Annotated in this window: 15 protein-coding genes and 1 pseudogene; 10 read left to right on the top strand and 6 right to left on the bottom strand. The window is 73.2% G+C overall.

Annotation, left to right across the window (positions count from 1 at the left end):
* Window positions 1-172: 172 nt before the first annotated feature.
* Both ABTY20_RS32890 and ABTY20_RS32895 read right to left on the bottom strand, forming a co-directional pair.
* On the bottom strand, window positions 173-2518 hold the full coding sequence (locus ABTY20_RS32890) for a Tex family protein (protein ID WP_352000810.1): 2346 nt from the start codon (window positions 2516-2518) through the stop codon (window positions 173-175).
* A gap of 105 nt (window positions 2519-2623) precedes the next feature.
* A complete protein-coding gene (locus ABTY20_RS32895; RefSeq protein WP_267883134.1) occupies window positions 2624-2755 on the bottom strand; it encodes an LPFR motif small protein in 132 nt (43 codons plus the stop codon).
* Window positions 2756-2927: 172 nt separating this feature from the next.
* Between ABTY20_RS32895 and ABTY20_RS32900 the strand changes: the two genes are divergently transcribed.
* A complete protein-coding gene (locus ABTY20_RS32900; RefSeq protein WP_352000811.1) occupies window positions 2928-3896 on the top strand; it encodes a GlxA family transcriptional regulator in 969 nt (322 codons plus the stop codon).
* A gap of 10 nt (window positions 3897-3906) precedes the next feature.
* Window positions 3907-4542, top strand: a complete 636-nt coding sequence (locus ABTY20_RS32905) for a DJ-1/PfpI family protein (protein WP_352000812.1) — start codon at window positions 3907-3909, stop codon at window positions 4540-4542.
* Here the strand turns inward: ABTY20_RS32905 and ABTY20_RS32910 are convergent.
* The gene (locus tag ABTY20_RS32910; RefSeq protein ID WP_352000813.1) at window positions 4529-5284 is read right to left on the bottom strand and encodes an enoyl-CoA hydratase/isomerase family protein; all 756 of its coding nucleotides are present in this window, start codon (window positions 5282-5284) and stop codon (window positions 4529-4531) included. The two genes, ABTY20_RS32905 and ABTY20_RS32910, sit on opposite strands and share 14 nt — an antisense overlap.
* 114 nt (window positions 5285-5398) lie before the next feature.
* Here ABTY20_RS32910 and ABTY20_RS32915 point away from each other — a divergent pair, with 114 nt between their 5' ends.
* Window positions 5399-6067 (top strand): HdeD family acid-resistance protein, encoded by a 669-nt coding sequence (locus ABTY20_RS32915; RefSeq protein ID WP_352000814.1) that lies wholly within the window; start codon window positions 5399-5401, stop codon window positions 6065-6067.
* 137 nt (window positions 6068-6204) lie between these two features.
* Complete coding sequence (locus tag ABTY20_RS32920; RefSeq protein ID WP_352000815.1) at window positions 6205-6735, top strand: ATP-binding protein; 531 nt, start codon at window positions 6205-6207, stop codon at window positions 6733-6735.
* On the opposite strand, the gene idi is transcribed toward ABTY20_RS32920, so the two are convergent.
* The 3 genes from idi to galE form a co-directional block, all read right to left on the bottom strand.
* On the bottom strand, window positions 6668-7261 hold the full coding sequence (gene idi, locus ABTY20_RS32925) for an isopentenyl-diphosphate Delta-isomerase (protein WP_352000816.1): 594 nt from the start codon (window positions 7259-7261) through the stop codon (window positions 6668-6670). The two genes, ABTY20_RS32920 and idi, sit on opposite strands and share 68 nt — an antisense overlap.
* A 157-nt stretch (window positions 7262-7418) precedes the next feature.
* Window positions 7419-8357 carry a cation diffusion facilitator family transporter gene (locus ABTY20_RS32930; protein ID WP_352000817.1) on the bottom strand — a complete coding sequence of 313 codons (939 nt, stop codon included), beginning with the start codon at window positions 8355-8357 and terminating at the stop codon, window positions 7419-7421.
* A 145-nt stretch (window positions 8358-8502) separates the two neighbouring features.
* Window positions 8503-9474: a UDP-glucose 4-epimerase GalE gene (galE, locus tag ABTY20_RS32935; RefSeq protein WP_352000818.1), complete on the bottom strand. Its 972-nt coding sequence runs from the start codon at window positions 9472-9474 to the stop codon at window positions 8503-8505.
* Window positions 9475-9757: 283 nt separating this feature from the next.
* On the opposite strand from galE, the gene ABTY20_RS32940 reads away from it, so the two are divergent.
* The 6 genes and pseudogenes from ABTY20_RS32940 to ABTY20_RS32965 all read left to right on the top strand — a co-directional run.
* On the top strand, window positions 9758-11569 hold the full coding sequence (locus ABTY20_RS32940) for a DUF5941 domain-containing protein (RefSeq protein WP_352000819.1): 1812 nt from the start codon (window positions 9758-9760) through the stop codon (window positions 11567-11569).
* On the top strand, window positions 11566-12318 hold the full coding sequence (locus tag ABTY20_RS32945) for a phosphocholine cytidylyltransferase family protein (RefSeq protein WP_352000820.1): 753 nt from the start codon (window positions 11566-11568) through the stop codon (window positions 12316-12318). The genes ABTY20_RS32940 and ABTY20_RS32945 overlap by 4 nt, the downstream gene beginning before the upstream one ends.
* Window positions 12306-13367 (top strand): iron-containing alcohol dehydrogenase family protein, encoded by a 1062-nt coding sequence (locus ABTY20_RS32950; RefSeq protein WP_352000821.1) that lies wholly within the window; start codon window positions 12306-12308, stop codon window positions 13365-13367. Before ABTY20_RS32945 ends, ABTY20_RS32950 begins: the two co-directional genes overlap by 13 nt.
* Window positions 13345-14124: a CDP-alcohol phosphatidyltransferase family protein gene (locus ABTY20_RS32955; protein ID WP_352000822.1), complete on the top strand. Its 780-nt coding sequence runs from the start codon at window positions 13345-13347 to the stop codon at window positions 14122-14124. Before ABTY20_RS32950 ends, ABTY20_RS32955 begins: the two co-directional genes overlap by 23 nt.
* A gap of 8 nt (window positions 14125-14132) precedes the next feature.
* Entirely contained in the window at window positions 14133-15005 is an 873-nt protein-coding gene (locus tag ABTY20_RS32960; protein ID WP_352000823.1) for a glycosyltransferase family 2 protein, read from the top strand.
* Window positions 15006-15104: 99 nt separating this feature from the next.
* A pseudogene (locus tag ABTY20_RS32965) lies at window positions 15105-15301 on the top strand (ABC transporter permease); the annotation flags it as partial.

Consider the following 15301-nt stretch of genomic DNA (forward strand, 5'->3'; position numbering starts at 1 on the left):
CCCCTGGCGCCCCGCGGCCGTGGGCCCCGGCCGCGGGTGCGCCCCGCGGGCAGGGGTCCCGCACCCCCGGGCGGCCCCCCCCCCCCCCGGCCGGCGGGGGGGCCGGGGGGGGCCGCGGCGGCACCCGGCGGTCGCCGGCCCCGCGCACCCGCCCGCCCCGACGCGGCCGCGTCTACGCCAGCCCGGCCCGCCGCAACGCCTCGGCCATCGCCCCGTTGGCCGGAGCAGGCGCGGCGGACCGCCCCTTCCCTCCGGAGGAACGCCCCTGCTGTCGCTGCTTCGGCGGCCGGCCCCCCTGCCGCTCCCCGCGCTGTCCCCGCTGCTCCCCCTGAGGCGCGGCCTCGTCGTCCAGCCGCAGCGTCAGCGAGATCCGCTTGCGTGGAATATCGACGTCCAGCACCTTCACCTTGACGATGTCCCCCGGCTTCACCACGTCCCGGGGATCCTTCACGAACGTCCTCGACATGGCCGACACGTGCACCAGCCCGTCCTGGTGCACGCCGACGTCCACGAACGCCCCGAAGGCGGCCACATTGGTCACCACACCTTCGAGCACCATCCCGGAGGCCAGATCGGAGATCTTCTCCACCCCCTCCTTGAAGGCGGCCGTCCGGAACGCCGGCCGGGGGTCCCGCCCCGGCTTCTCCAGCTCCTTCAGGATGTCGCCCACGGTCGGCAGACCGAACTTCTCGTCCACGAACTCCTCCGGCCGCAGCGACCGCAGCACCGCCGTGTTCCCGACCAGCGCGGCGACCTCGGTCCCGGAGGACTTCACCATCCGCCGCACCACCGGATACGCCTCCGGGTGCACGCTGGACGCGTCCAGCGGATCGTCGCCGCCGCGGATCCGCAGGAAGCCCGCGCACTGCTCGTACGCCTTCGGACCGAGCCGTGACACCTTCTTCAGTTCGCCCCGCGACCGGAACGGGCCGTGGGAGTCCCGGTGCGCCACGATGTTCTCGGCGAGCCCGGAGGTGATGCCGGAGACCCGCGCGAGCAGCGGCGCCGACGCGGTGTTGACGTCCACGCCCACGCCGTTCACGCAGTCCTCCACCACCGCGTCCAGTGACCGCGACAGCTTCACCTCGGACAGGTCGTGCTGGTACTGGCCGACGCCGATCGACTTCGGGTCGATCTTCACCAGTTCGGCCAGCGGGTCCTGGAGCCGGCGCGCGATCGACACCGCGCCGCGCAGCGACACGTCCATGTCGGGCAGCTCCTGGGAGGCGAAGGCGGAGGCCGAGTACACGGAGGCGCCCGCCTCGGACACCATCACCTTGGTCAGCTTCAACTCGGGATGCCTGGCGATGAGTTCACCGGCGAGCTTGTCGGTCTCGCGGGACGCCGTGCCGTTGCCGATCGCGATCAGCTCGACCGCGTGCTCCTTCGCCAGCCGCGCCAGCTTCGCGATCGCCTCGTCCCACCGGTTGGCCGGCACGTGGGGATGGATCACGTCCGTGGCGACGACCTTGCCGGTCGCGTCCACCACGGCGACCTTCACACCCGTGCGGAAGCCGGGGTCCAGGCCGAGCGTCGCGCGCGTACCGGCGGGGGCGGCGAGCAGCAGGTCGCGCAGGTTCGCCGCGAAGACCCGCACCGCCTCGTCCTCGGCCGCCGTGCGCAGCCGCAGCCTCAGGTCGATGCCGAGGTGCACCAGGATGCGGGTGCGCCAGGCCCAGCGGACCGTGTCGCCCAGCCACTTGTCGGCCGGCCGCCCCTGCTGGGAGATCCCGAACCGGCCGGCGATGATCCCCTCGTACGACGACGGCCCGTCCACCGGCTCCTCGGGCTCCAGGACGAGGTCGAGGACCTCCTCCTTCTCGCCGCGCAGCATCGCCAGGACCCGGTGCGAGGGCAGTTCGGTGAACGGCTCGGCGAAGTCGAAGTAGTCGGAGAACTTCGCGCCCGCCTCCTCCTTGCCCTCGCGCACCCGCGCGACCAGCCGCCCGCGCACCCACATCCGCTCGCGCAGCTCGCCGATCAGGTCGGCGTCCTCGGAGAACCGCTCGGTGAGGATCGCCCGCGCGCCGTCCAGGGCGGCCTGCGGATCGGCGACGCCCTTGCCGGCGTCCACGAACGCGGCGGCCGCGGCGAGGGGATCGACGCCCGGATCGCCGAGCAGCCCCTCCGCCAGCGGCCCGAGCCCCGCCTCGCGGGCGATCTGCGCCTTGGTGCGCCGCTTGGGCTTGTACGGCAGGTAGACGTCCTCCAGGCGCGCCTTGGTCTCCGCGCCCCGGATCCGCGCCTCGAGCTCGTCGGTCAGCTTGCCCTGCTCGCGCACCGACTCCAGGATCGCCGTCCGACGCTCCTCCAGCTCCCGCAGATAGCGCAGCCGCTCCTCGAGCGCGCGCAGCTGCGCGTCGTCGAGCATCTCGGTCGCTTCCTTGCGGTAACGGGCGATGAAGGGCACGGTCGAACCGCCGTCGAGCAGCTCCACCGCGGCCCTGACCTGCCGCTCCCGTACGCCGAGCTCCTCGGCGATCCTGCCTTCGATGGACCCTGTGAGGGGTGTCGTCACGTTCCCGTACCGCCTTCTCCACTGAGGTTGCGCGGCAATTGTGGCAGGTGGCGCCGACAATCGGGGATCAGGGCGGTGACTCGACCGGGAACCGCACGGGCGGCGTCAGGCGCGGTGGCCCCGGGCGGTGGACGAGGCCCCGCCGAAGAGCCGGGCGAGCGCCCGGAACGGCAGTGTCACCACGGTGGCGACGGCGCCTCCGATCTGGCGCAGGACGTCTGCGACGGCACGGAACATGTGTCTCCCCTTTCGTCGGCCGGCCTTCCCGGCCGGAAAACCGGAATTCCGGAAGCCCGGAAGTACTGCGTATACCTCGTCGACGCCGCCCCATGCACGCCGTCCGGGCGTGGCAGGAAAGGTGGGGAACCCGTCGTTGCGGCCGTGCCGGGCGCCGCCGAGAATCGACGGCATGGCGCAGCGAACCGTTCTCGTCGTCCTCTTCGACGGCGTGCAGAGCCTTGACGTCACCGGTCCCCTGGAGGTCTTCGCGGGCGCGGAGAAGTACACCCCGGGGACCTACCGGCTGCGCACCGCCTCCCCGGACGGTGCCCCCGTCCGCACCAGCAGCGGGCTGACCCTCGTACCGGACGGGGCCCTGGCCGACGCGCCGGAGCCGCACACGCTGCTCGTGCCCGGCGGACAGGGCACCCGCCGGCCCGACCCGCGGCTGACCGACTGGCTGCGCCGGCACGGGCCGCGGGCCGAGCGGCTGGTCTCCGTCTGCACGGGAGCGGTCCTGCTCGCCGGAGCCGGGCTGCTGGACGGCCGTCGCGCCACCACGCACTGGGCCCACTGCGACACGCTGGCCCGCGATCACCCGGCCGTCGAGGTCGATCCGGACCCCATCTACGTCCGGGACGGCCACGTCGCCACCTCCGCCGGCGTCACCTCGGGCATCGACCTCGCGCTCGCCCTGGTCGAGGAGGACCTCGGCCGCCGGGCCGCGCTCACCGTCGCCCGGCACCTGGTGGTGTTCCTGCGCCGGCCCGGGAACCAGGCCCAGTTCAGCGCCCAGCTCGCCGCCCAGACCGCGCGGCGCGAGCCGTTGCGCGAGGTCCAGCAGTGGATCACCGAGCACCCCGACGCAGACCTCTCGGTCGAGGCGCTCGCCGCCCGCGCGGCCCTCTCGCCGCGTCACTTCGCCCGCGCCTTCCACGCCGAGACCGGCACGACGCCGGGCCGCTACGTCGACCGCGTACGCCTCGAACACGCCCGGCGGCTGCTGGAGGACACCACCGACGGCGTCGAGGCGGTCTCCCGCGCCAGCGGATACGGCACCCCCGAGGCGATGCGGCGCGCCTTCGTCCGGACCCTCGGGACGTCCCCGGCGGAGTACCGCCGCCGGTTCCGGCCCGTCCCCGCCCCCCTCCACGTCTGAAAGGCCACCGATGCAGATCGCCATCGTCCTCTTCGACCGCTTCACCGCCCTCGACGCGGTGGGCCCCTACGAGACCCTCGGCCGGCTCCCGGACGCGGAGACCGTGTTCGTCGCCGAACGGACCGGGCCGGTGCGCACCGACACCGGCGCGCTCGCGATCACCGCCGACAGGACCCTGGGAGAGGTACCCGCCCCCGACGTCGTCGTCGTCCCCGGCGGCCCCGGACAGACCCCCCAGATGGAGAACCGGGCCCTGCTGGAGTGGCTGCGGACCGCCGACGCGGCCAGCACCTGGACGACGTCCGTGTGCACCGGGTCCCTGCTGCTGGCCGCGGCCGGGCTCCTCCGGGGGCGCCGGGCCACCTCCCACTGGCTCGCGCTCGACCACCTGAAGCGGTACGGCGTCGAGCCGACCGGGGAGCGGGTGGTGACCGACGGCAAGTACGTCACCGCGGCCGGCGTCTCCTCCGGCATCGACATGGGGCTCACCCTGCTCGGCCGGATCGCCGGCGACGAACACGCCCGGGCCGTCCAGCTGCTCACCGAGTACGACCCGCAGCCGCCCTACGACGCCGGCTCCCCGCACAAGGCGCCCGCGCACCTCGTCGAGAAGTTCCGGGCCGGGAGCCGCTTCACCCTGACGTAGACACGCTCCAGGTGAAGCGCGGCGGCCGGCGCTCCAGGAACGCGGCGACGCCCTCCGCGGCGTCGCCGCTCTCCCGGGCCCGCTCGCCCCAGTGGGCGTCCCGGTCGGTGCGGCCGTTCGTGAACTCCTTCGCCGCCGCCTGCGTCAGCTGCGAGCGGGACGCCAGGATCCGGGTGAACTCCGCGACGCGCCCGTCCAGTTCGCCCCCGGGCAGCAGCTCGTCCACCAGACCGGTGCGCAGCGCCCGCCCGGCTTCGATCAACTCGCCCGAGAACAGCAGGTACTTGGCGGTGGCCGGGCCGACCAGGGAGACCAGCCGCCGGGTCGCGGAGGCCGGGTAGACGATGCCGAGCTTCGCCGGGGTCACCCCGAACCTGGCCCCCTCCTCGGCGAACCGCAGGTCGCAGGCGGCCGCCAGCTGGGCCCCGCCGCCCACGCAGTGCCCGCGGACCGCCGCCAGGGTCGGCTTGGGGAAGGCGGCGAGCGCCTCCTCCGCCGCCACGGCAAGCCGCTGCGCCTCGAGCGGCGATCCCCGGAGGGTGGAGATGTCCGCCCCGGCGCAGAACGTCCCTCCCTCACCGGTCAGCACCAGCACCCGTACGTCCGGATCGGCCGCCAGCGTTTCCAGCAAGGGGGGCAGGGAACCCCACATCGCGGCCGTCATGGCGTTGCGCTTCGCCGGATTGCGGATGACGACCGTGGCGACGTGCCCGGCGACGCCGTGCAGCAGCTGGGGCTCCATGCGCCGGATGCTATCCGCCCCGGCCGGCGCCCCGGGCGACGGGGACCTCCGTCCGGCGGGGAGCGGGCGGACGGCGGAGACTGGGAGAGGGGGAACGGGAGTGAGGAGGCAGTCATGGCCAGGTCCACCACACCCCAGGGCGAGGTCGCGAAACTGAGCCGCGGCTTCAACTGGCTCGCCGTGCTCGGCGTGATCCTGGTCGTCGCGGGACTGGTCGGCCTGCTCTACACCGGCCTCGCCACCCTGACCACGATGGTGCTGTTCGGCTGGCTGCTGCTGATCGGCGGCCTGGTCGGACTGCTGCACGCCGTCCAGGCGCGGCACACCAACTTCTTCTGGCTCGGCGTGGTCGTCGCGGCCCTGAACATCGCGGCCGGCGTGGTCGTCCTGAAGACACCCGAGGCCGCGGCCGAGGCGCTCACCATGTTCGCCGCGCTGCTGTTCCTCACCGGCGGGGTGTTCCGCCTGGTCGGCAGCCTGGTGGTGCGCGGTCCGCAGTTCGGCTGGACGCTGGTGCAGGGCGCCTTCGGACTGCTCCTGGGCGTCCTGGTGCTGGCCGACTGGCCCAGCAGCAGCCAGTACGTCATCGGCACGTTCTTCTCCCTCTCGCTGCTCTTCGACGGGCTCGGTCTGATCGCCACCGGCTACGGCGGACGCCGGATCGTCGGCATGGTCTCCGAGCGGCTGACCGGCGAGGAGACCGCACGGACGCCCGGGGAGGGACCGGGGGAGGGGCTGTACGACGGCGATCACCGGGCCGCCAAACCCGTACCGCCCGAATAGTCCGCCGACGCGGCGCGGAACGGACCGAACGGTCCCGCGGGCGACCACACCGTGCAGGAACGGTCGGAAACGCTCGATATCCGCTGACTTCTGTTCAGGGTCGAGGAGCGGAGCCACTCGGTGCCAACACTCGACGTGTGGTGACAATCGAGCGTGAGGGCGGCGAGCCGCCGCCGTACGAAGGTGTCTGGCGGTTCACCGCCCCGGCCGTCGACGCCTCGGTCCCGCAGGCCCGCCACGCCGTGCGGGACCTGCTGCTGCGCCAGGGCGTACCGGTCGCGGACGAGATCGCGCAGGGACTGCTGCTGATCGTCTCCGAGCTGGTCACCAACGCCGTACGGCACGCGGCGCTGCTGTCCCCGACGCTCGCCGTCGAGGTCGCCGTCGGCGCCGAGTGGGTCCGGGTGTCCGTGGAGGACAACCACCCCTACCGGCCCACCGCCCTGGAGGCCGACCACGGTCGCACCGGCGGCCGCGGACTGCTCCTGGTGCGTGAGATCACCCGTGAGGCGGGCGGGGCGTGCGACGCCGGGCACACCGCCACCGGCGGCAAGGTGGTCTGGGCCGCCCTGCCGCTCGAACCCTCACGGGTCTCCCGGCTCACCAGCCCGCCGAGGGACCCGTCAGCTCCCGGACCGCCGGACGGGCCGCGTCCAGGACGGTCATGAACCAAGCCGAGTAGGCGTCCTGCGCGTGCCGTTCCGCAAGCTCCGCCGGGGTCACGAACGCCGTGGACGCCACCTCCTCGGGATCCGGCCGGGGCGGCGACTGCACCATGCCGACGAAGAGGTGGTTGTACTCCTGCTCCACCAGGCCCGAGGCCGGGTCCGGGTGGTTGTAGCGGACCGTGCCGGCCTCGGCGAGCAGCGACGGGGACACGCCCAGCTCCTCGAAGGTCCGCCGGGCCGCCGCCGCGAACGGCGCCTCGCCGGGGTAGGGGTGACCGCAGCAGGTGTTGGACCACACACCGGGGGAGTGGTACTTGCCCAGGGCGCGCTGCTGGATCAGCAGCCGCCCGCGCTCGTCGAACAGGAACACCGAGAACGCCCGGTGCAGCCGCCCGGGCGGCTGGTGGGCGGCCAGCTTCTCCGCGGTGCCGGTCGTCACGCCGTCCTCGTCGACCAGTTCCAGCAGGATCGGCTCGGCGGCGCCGCTCGACGGGCTGTTCGTCGCGGTGGCAGGTGTGATCGGCATACCCATCCTTCACTCGGTCTTCGGGTCCCAGTCTGCCGCACGAATCCGGCACTCCCGGCACTCCTTGACATGCCCGCATGTCCCGGGGCCGTCGCCACGGGGGCGGAGGGCTGCGTTCCCCGGCGCACCGGCGCGCACCGGCGCGCCCGGCCTCGTCCTAGTGGCACAGGCGCGCCTCGTGCTCCGCGTGCCCGCCGGGCTCCAGCTGGAAGGTGCAGTGCTCCACGTCGAAGTGGGCGCCCAGACAGTTCTGCAGCTCGTGCAGCATCTTCTCGTGCCCGATGGCGCTCAGGACGTCGGAGCTGACCACCACGTGCGCGGAGAGCACCGGCATCCCCGAGGTGATCGTCCAGGCGTGCAGGTCGTGCACGTCCTCCACGCCGTCCGTGGCCAGGATGTGCGCCCGTACCTGCCGCATGTCGACGCCCTTGGGCGCGGCCTCCAGCAGCACGTCCAGGGTCTCGCGCAGCAGCTTCCAGGTCCGGGGCACGATCATCACCGCGATCACCAGGGAGGCGACCGGATCGGCGGCCGTCCAGCCGGTGACCAGGATGACCAGCGCGGCGAGGATCACCGTGACGGAGCCGAGGGCGTCCGCCGCCACCTCCAGGAAGGCGCCACGCACGTTCAGGCTCTCCTGCTGCCCGCGCATCAGCAGCGCCAGTGACACCAGGTTGGCGACCAGACCGACGACGCCGAACACCATCGCCAGGCCGCCGTCGGTGCCGGCCGGGGTGATGAACCGCTGGACCGCCTCGTACAGCACGTAGCCGCCGACGCCGAGCAGCAGCAGACAGTTGGCCAGCGCCGACAGGATCTCCGCGCGGGCGTAGCCGAAGGTGCGGTGCTCGCTCGCCGGGCGGTTCGCGAAGTGGATCGCGAGCAGCGCCATGCCCAGCCCCACGGCGTCCGTCGCCATGTGGGCCGCGTCCGCGACCAGGGCGAGCGAGTCCGCCAGCAGACCGCCGACGATCTGGATCACCATGACCCCGAGCGTGATCGCCAGCGCCGCCCGCAGTCTGCCGCGGTACGCCGCGCTCACGGTGCCGCCGGCGGACGCGCCGTGCGCATGCCCGTGATCGTGCCCAGCCCCCATGAAAGACCCCTCTCCATGACCCCGTCCGGATCACAGTGAACTACGGGGAGGGGGTATCCGCAACGCGGCATTGAACACCGTTGTCATATGCTCTGACCTGCACAAATGATGTGCAGGTCAGAGCGGGGCGGACGTCGTGCGCCACTCAGCGGCCGTGGTGGAGCAGCCACCCCCGCCACGCCGAGTCGATCATCTCCGGCACCGAACGCCGGGCGGTCCAGCCGAGCCGCTCGGCCGCGCGGGCGGCCGACGCCACCGCGCGGGGCGCGTCACCGGGGCGGCGGCCCTCGACCAGCGGGGCCCGGGTGTCGCCGGTGACCTCGCCGATGACCGTGATCAGCTCGCGCACCGAGACGCCCTCGCCGCGGCCGATGTTCACCGTCAGGTCTCCCGTGACGCCCCCCTCGGACAGCCTGCGGGCCGCCGCCAGGTGCGCCTCCGCCAGATCGGCCACGTGGATGTAGTCACGGACGCACGTGCCGTCCGGCGTCGGATAGTCGTCGCCGAAGATGCGCGGGGCCTCGTCGCGGGTGAGCCGGTCGAAGACCATCGGCACGATGTTGAAGACACCGGTGTCCGCCAGCTCCGGCGCCGCCGCCCCCGCCACGTTGAAGTAGCGCAGGCACACCGTGTCGATGCCGTGCGCCCGGCCCGCCGCGCGGACCAGCCACTCGCCGGCGAGCTTGGTCTCGCCGTAGGGGTTCGCCGGGGCGCAGGGGGCGTCCTCCGTGATGAGCTCCACGCCGGGGTCGCCGTACACGGCCGCGGACGAGGAGAAGACGAAGCGCTCGATCCCGGCGCCGGCGACGGCCTCCAGAAGCGTCGCGAGGCCGCCCACGTTCTCCCGGTAGTACCGGGTCGGCTGCGTCACGGACTCGCCGGCCTGCTTGCGTGCGGCGAGGTGCACCACCCCCGTCACCCCGTGCTCCGCGCACACCCGCCGCACGAGCTCGCCGTCCAGCGACGAGCCCCTGACCAGCGGGACGTCGGCGGAGAGCCGCGCCGGCACCCCGGCCGAGAGGTCGTCCAGGGCCACGACCCGTTCCCCGGCACCGGTCATGGCCCGCGCCACGTGTGCCCCGATGTAACCGGCCCCGCCGGTGATCAGCCATGTCATGGTGGCCCACCCTATGCCGAGCGGACCCGGCGGTCCCCTCTGCGGGGATTCGGGGTGAATGCCCGCCGGGGCGCGACGGTTTGTGGGCCGGGCCCCGCATCACCGATGATGATCACGGCAGCGGCGCGGGCGAACCATGCCGATCCACTCGTCGAACGGGCGGTGAACGCGGGGCCGCGGGCATCCGATAACCTCTGCCGACATGCCGCCCGGGGCCCGTACGGGCACCTCATCGTGTACATGACCGGCGTCGACGCGTCGGCACCCAGGGAGTGAGATTCGGTTGTCGACCGCCATCCTCACCGGCCAGCCGGTCCCCGGTTCGTCACTCGAGGGCGAGCTGCGCTCCCTCGGATTCGACGTGCGGATCGCGGCCGGAGCCGCCGAGGCCGGGGCCCTGCTCGACGGAGTGCCCGCCGGGCAGCGGGTCGCCGTGGTGGACGCCCGCTTCGTGGGCCACACGCACGCGCTACGCCTCGGCCTCACCGACCCCCGCTTCCCGCTCTCCGCGATCCCCGGCGCCGTCACCGCCCAGCCGGCCGCCCGCCGGGCCCTGAGCAGCGCGCTGGCCCGCGAGAGCTCCGCGGTCCCCGCCGGACCGGCCGACGGCACCGCCCCGGCCGACAGCCTCGCCGACCGCGTCGCCGCCGCCCTCGGCGCCGACGTGCACCGCCCCGAGCTCGGCAGCCTCGTCGCCACCGTCCCCGGCGACCCCCAGACCCGCAACGAGGCCCGGCAGTCCGTCGCCGCCGTCGACGACGAGGCCGTACGCCTGAAGTCGGCCGTCAAGGCCCGCGACGGCTTCTTCACCACCCACTTCATCAGCCCGTACTCGCGCTACATCGCCCGCTGGTGCGCCCGCCGCGGACTGACCCCCAACCAGGTCACCACCGCCTCCCTGCTCACCGCGCTCATAGCCGCCGCCTGCGCCGCCACCGGCACCCGCGGCGGCTTCGTCGCCGCCGGCGCGCTGCTCATCGCCTCCTTCGTGCTGGACTGCACCGACGGCCAGCTCGCCCGCTACTCCCTGCAGTACTCCACCCTCGGCGCCTGGCTCGACGCCACCTTCGACCGCGCCAAGGAGTACGCCTACTACGCGGGCCTCGCCCTGGGCGCCGCCCGCGGCGGCGACGACGTGTGGGCCCTCGCCCTCGGCGCGATGGTCCTGCAGACCTGCCGGCACGTCGTGGACTTCTCCTTCAACGAGGCCAACCACGACGCCGCCGCCAACACCAGCCCCACCGCCGCCCTCTCCGACAGGCTCGACAGCGTCGGCTGGACGGTCTGGCTGCGCCGCATGATCGTCCTGCCGATCGGCGAACGCTGGGCGATGATCGCCGTCCTCACGGCCGTCACCACTCCCCGGATCACCTTCTACGCCCTGCTCGCCGGCTGCGCCTTCGCCGCGGCGTACACCACGGCGGGCCGGGTCCTGCGCTCGCTGACCCGCAAGGCCAGGCGGACCGACCGGGCGGCACAGGCGCTGGCGGACCTCGCCGACTCCGGCCCGCTCGCCCAGGCCCTCACCGGCCCGCTGAAGAAGCCCGCGCGCCGGCTGCCCGGCTTCACCGCCCCCGCCGTCGCCCTGCTCGGCGGCCTCGCCGTCGTCGCCACGGCCCTGCTCACCGGCTTCGGCGGCCCCTGGACGATCGTCGCCGCCTGCGGCTACGCCCTGACCTCGGCCCTCGCCGCGGCCCGCCCCCTCAAGGGCGCCCTCGACTGGCTGGTCCCGCCGTTCCTCCGCGCCGCCGAGTACGGCACCGTCCTGGCGCTGGCGGCGAAAGCGGACGTGAACGGAGCCCTTCCCGCGGCCTACGGGCTGGTGGCCGCGGTCGCCTACCATCACTACGACACGGTCTACCGCATCCGCGGCGACGCGGGCGCGTCCCCGCGCTGGCTGGTGCGGGCGATCGGGGGGCACGAGGGCCGCACCCTGGCGGTCGCCGTCCTGGCGGCACTGCTCACCGCCTCGCAGTTCACGGTCGCGCTCACGGTCCTCGCCGTGGCCGTGGCCCTGCTGGTGCTCGTCGAGAGCATCCGCTTCTGGGCGTCCGCAGGGGCGCCCGCCGTACACGATGAAGGAGAACCCGCATGATCGGCCTCGTGCTGGCGGCCGGCGCCGGACGGCGTCTGCGCCCCTACACCGACAGCCTTCCCAAGGCGCTGGTGCCGGTGGGGCCCGCGGGCATAGAGGGCGAGCCGACGGTCCTGGACCTCACCCTCGGCAACTTCGCCGAGATCGGCCTGACCGAGGTCGCGGTGATCGTCGGCTACCGCAAGGAGGCCGTGTACGAGCGCAAGGCGGCCCTGGAGGCGAAGTACGGCCTCAAGCTCACCCTCATCGACAACGACAAGGCCGAGGAGTGGAACAACGCCTACTCCCTGTGGTGCGGCCGTGACGCCCTCAAGGACGGCGTGATCCTCGCCAACGGCGACACCGTGCACCCGGTCTCCGTCGAGAAGACGCTGCTCGCCGCCCGCGGCGGGGGCAGGCGGATCGTCCTCGCCCTCGACACGGTCAAGCAGCTCGCCGACGAGGAGATGAAGGTCGTCGTCGACCCCGGGAAGGGGATGACGAGGATCACCAAGCTGATGGACCCCGCCGAGGCCACCGGCGAGTACATCGGCGTCACCCTCATCGAGGGCGACGCCGCCGTCGAGCTCGCCGACGCGCTGAGGACCGTGTGGGAGACCGACCCGCAGCAGTTCTACGAGCACGGCTACCAGGAACTGGTGAACCGCGGCTTCCGGATCGACGTCGCGCCGATCGGCGACGTCGAGTGGGTGGAGATCGACAACCACGACGACCTCGCCCGGGCACGGGAGATCGCGTGCCAGTACTGACCCGGCTGATCCCCTCGCCGGTCGTCGTGGACATCCGCCCGGGCGCCCTCGACGACCTGGGCTGCGTCCTCGCCGACGAGCGCATCTCGCAGTCCGGCCGGCTGGCCATCGCCGTCAGCGGCGGCTCGGGGGCCCGGCTGCGCGAGCGGATCGCGCCCTCGCTGCCCGGCGCCGACTGGTACCAGGTCGGCGGCGGCACCATCGACGACGCGGTCCGGCTGGCGGGCGCCATAAAGGCCGGCCGCTACGACGCGGTCGTGGGCCTCGGCGGCGGGAAGATCATCGACTGCGCCAAGTTCGCCGCGGCGCGCGTCGGCCTGCCCCTGGTCGCCGTCGCCACCAACCTCGCGCACGACGGCCTCTGCTCGCCGGTCGCGACCCTCGACAACGACGCCGGCCGCGGCTCGTACGGCGTGCCGAACCCGATCGCGGTCGTCATCGACCTCAACGTCATCCGTGAGGCCCCGATCCGTTTCGTGCGGTCCGGCATCGGCGACGCCATCTCCAACATCTCCGCGGTCGCCGACTGGGAGCTGGCCCACCGGATCAACGGGGAGAAGATCGACGGCCTGGCCGCCGCCATGGCCCGGCAGGCCGGCGAGGCGGTGCTGCGGCATCCGGGCGGGGCCGGCGACGACGGCTTCCTGCAGGTGCTGGCCGAGGCACTGGTCCTCACCGGCATCGCCATGTCCGTGTCGGGCGACTCCCGCCCCTCCTCCGGCGCCTGCCACGAGATCAACCACGCCTTCGACCTGCTCTACCCCAAGCGGGCCGCCGCCCACGGGGAGCAGTGCGGACTGGGCGCCGCCTTCGCGATGTACCTGCGCGGCGCCCACGAGGAATCGGCCCATATGGCCGAGGTGCTGCGCCGGCACGGGCTTCCGGTGCTGCCGGAGGAGATCGGGTTCACGCCGGACGAATTCGTCCGGGCCGTCGAGTTCGCCCCGGAGACCCGCCCCGGACGCTTCACCATCCTCGAACATCTCGACCTGAAGACCGAACAGATCAAGGACGTCTACGCCGACTATGTCAAGGCCATCGGTAGCTGAACTCCGTCCGGTCGTACACCCCCCGGGGGTCAAGGACCGGCGCAGCGGCGAGCACTGGATGGGACGCCTCTACATGCGTGAGGTGTCCCTGCGGGTGGACCGCTACCTGGTGAACACCAGGGTCACGCCCAACCAGCTCACGTATCTGATGACCGTCTTCGGTGTCCTCGCGGCCCCCGCGCTGCTGGTGCCGGGGATCACGGGGGCGGTCCTCGGCGTGCTCGCCGTCCAGCTGTACCTGCTGCTGGACTGCGTCGACGGCGAGATAGCGCGTTGGAGGAAGCAGTACTCGCTCGGCGGGGTCTACCTCGACCGGGTCGGCGCCTACCTCACCGACGCGGCCGTCCTGGTCGGCCTCGGCCTGCGCGCCGCCGACCCGTGGGGTTCCGGACGGATCGACTGGCTCTGGGCCTTCCTCGGCACCCTCGCCGCCCTCGGCGCGATCCTGATCAAGGCCGAGACCGACCTCGTCGGCGTCGCCCGCCACCAGAACGGGCTGCCGCCGGTGAAGGAGGCGGCCGCCGAGATGCGCTCCTCCGGCATGGCGCTGGCCCGCCGGGCCGCCGCCGCGTTCAAGTTCCACCGCCTCATCCTCGGCATCGAGGCGTCCCTGCTGATCCTGGTCCTCGCGATCGCGGACGCGGTCCGGGACGACCTGTTCTTCACCCGCCTGGGCACCGCCGTCCTCGCCGGCATCGCCCTGCTGCAGACCCTGCTGCACCTGGTGTCCGTCCTCGCCTCCAGCAGGCTGAAGTGAGCGCCGGCATGAAGGTCGGCGCGGTGATCATCACCATGGGCAACCGCCCCGACGAGCTGCGGGCCCTGCTGGACTCGATCGCCGAGCAGGACGGCGACCCGGTCCAGGTCGTCGTCGTCGGCAACGGCTCGCCCGTCCCCGAGGTCCCCGAGGGCGTCCGCACCGTGGAACTGCCGGAGAACCTCGGCATCCCCGGCGGCCGCAACGTCGGCATCGAGGCCTTCGGCCCCGGCGGCCGGGACGTCGACATCCTGCTGTTCCTCGACGACGACGGCCTGCTGGCCCGCAACGACACCGCGGAGCTGTGCCGCGAGGCCTTCGCGGCCGACCCGGCGCTCGGCATCGTCAGCTTCCGCATCGCCGACCCGGAGACCGGGGTCACCCAGCGCCGCCACGTGCCCCGGCTGCGCGCCTCCGACCCGATGCGCTCCTCCCGCGTCACCACCTTCCTCGGCGGCGCCAACGCCGTGCGCACCAAGGTCCTCGCCGAGGTCGGCGGACTGCCGGACGAGTTCTTCTACGCCCACGAGGAGACCGACCTGGCCTGGCGGGCCCTCGACGCCGGCTGGATGATCGACTACCGGTCCGACATGGTGCTGTACCACCCGACCACCGCCCCCTCGCGGCACGCGGTCTACCACCGCATGGTCGCCCGCAACCGGGTCTGGCTGGCCCGCCGCAACCTCCCCGCGCTCCTGGTCCCGGTCTATCTGGGCGTCTGGATGCTCCTCACCCTGCTGCGCCGGCCCTCGAGCCCCGCCCTGAGGGCGTGGTTCGGCGGGTTCCGGGAGGGCTGGGCCACCCCCTGCGGTCCCCGCCGGCCCATGAAGTGGCGTACGGTGTGGCGGCTGACCCGACTGGGCCGGCCCCCCGTCATCTGACAAGCTCGTATCCGGGAACACCGGGGCCGCACCCGGGCTCCCCGGCTCATGCCAGGCCCGCTGGGGGCCGCGCACCTCGAGGACGAAAGTTTTCCACCAGTGAGTGAGACAACGCACGACGGCACGGTCGCGTCCAGCGCGTCCGCGTCACCCGACGAGGGCCTGACGGCGGACCGGCTCGCCGCCAAGTACGGGCTGTCCGTCAGCGGTGCCCGGCCGTCCCTCGTCGAGTACGTCCGTCAGCTGTGGGACCGGCGGCACTTCATCCTCGCCTTCTCCCGGGCGAAGCTGACCGC

The sequence above is a fragment of the Streptomyces sp. NPDC126497 genome (genome assembly GCF_040302425.1).
Lineage (GTDB): Bacteria > Actinomycetota > Actinomycetes > Streptomycetales > Streptomycetaceae > Streptomyces.

What these genes read in the sequence shown, in the direction of transcription:
- ABTY20_RS32905 (WP_352000812.1), top strand. Translation starts at nt 3,907, where the DNA reads ATGCAGATCGCCATCGTCCTCTTCGACCGCTTCACCGCCCTCGACGCG.
- ABTY20_RS32930 (WP_352000817.1), bottom strand. Translation starts at nt 8,357, where the DNA reads ATGGGGGCTGGGCACGATCACGGGCATGCGCACGGCGCGTCCGCCGGC.
- ABTY20_RS32900 (WP_352000811.1), top strand. Translation starts at nt 2,928, where the DNA reads ATGGCGCAGCGAACCGTTCTCGTCGTCCTCTTCGACGGCGTGCAGAGC.
- idi (WP_352000816.1), bottom strand. Translation starts at nt 7,261, where the DNA reads ATGCCGATCACACCTGCCACCGCGACGAACAGCCCGTCGAGCGGCGCC.
- ABTY20_RS32955 (WP_352000822.1), top strand. Translation starts at nt 13,345, where the DNA reads ATGTCAAGGCCATCGGTAGCTGAACTCCGTCCGGTCGTACACCCCCCG.
- ABTY20_RS32945 (WP_352000820.1), top strand. Translation starts at nt 11,566, where the DNA reads ATGATCGGCCTCGTGCTGGCGGCCGGCGCCGGACGGCGTCTGCGCCCC.
- ABTY20_RS32895 (WP_267883134.1), bottom strand. Translation starts at nt 2,755, where the DNA reads ATGTTCCGTGCCGTCGCAGACGTCCTGCGCCAGATCGGAGGCGCCGTC.
- ABTY20_RS32910 (WP_352000813.1), bottom strand. Translation starts at nt 5,284, where the DNA reads ATGGAGCCCCAGCTGCTGCACGGCGTCGCCGGGCACGTCGCCACGGTC.
- ABTY20_RS32960 (WP_352000823.1), top strand. Translation starts at nt 14,133, where the DNA reads ATGAAGGTCGGCGCGGTGATCATCACCATGGGCAACCGCCCCGACGAG.
- galE (WP_352000818.1), bottom strand. Translation starts at nt 9,474, where the DNA reads ATGACATGGCTGATCACCGGCGGGGCCGGTTACATCGGGGCACACGTG.
- ABTY20_RS32915 (WP_352000814.1), top strand. Translation starts at nt 5,399, where the DNA reads ATGGCCAGGTCCACCACACCCCAGGGCGAGGTCGCGAAACTGAGCCGC.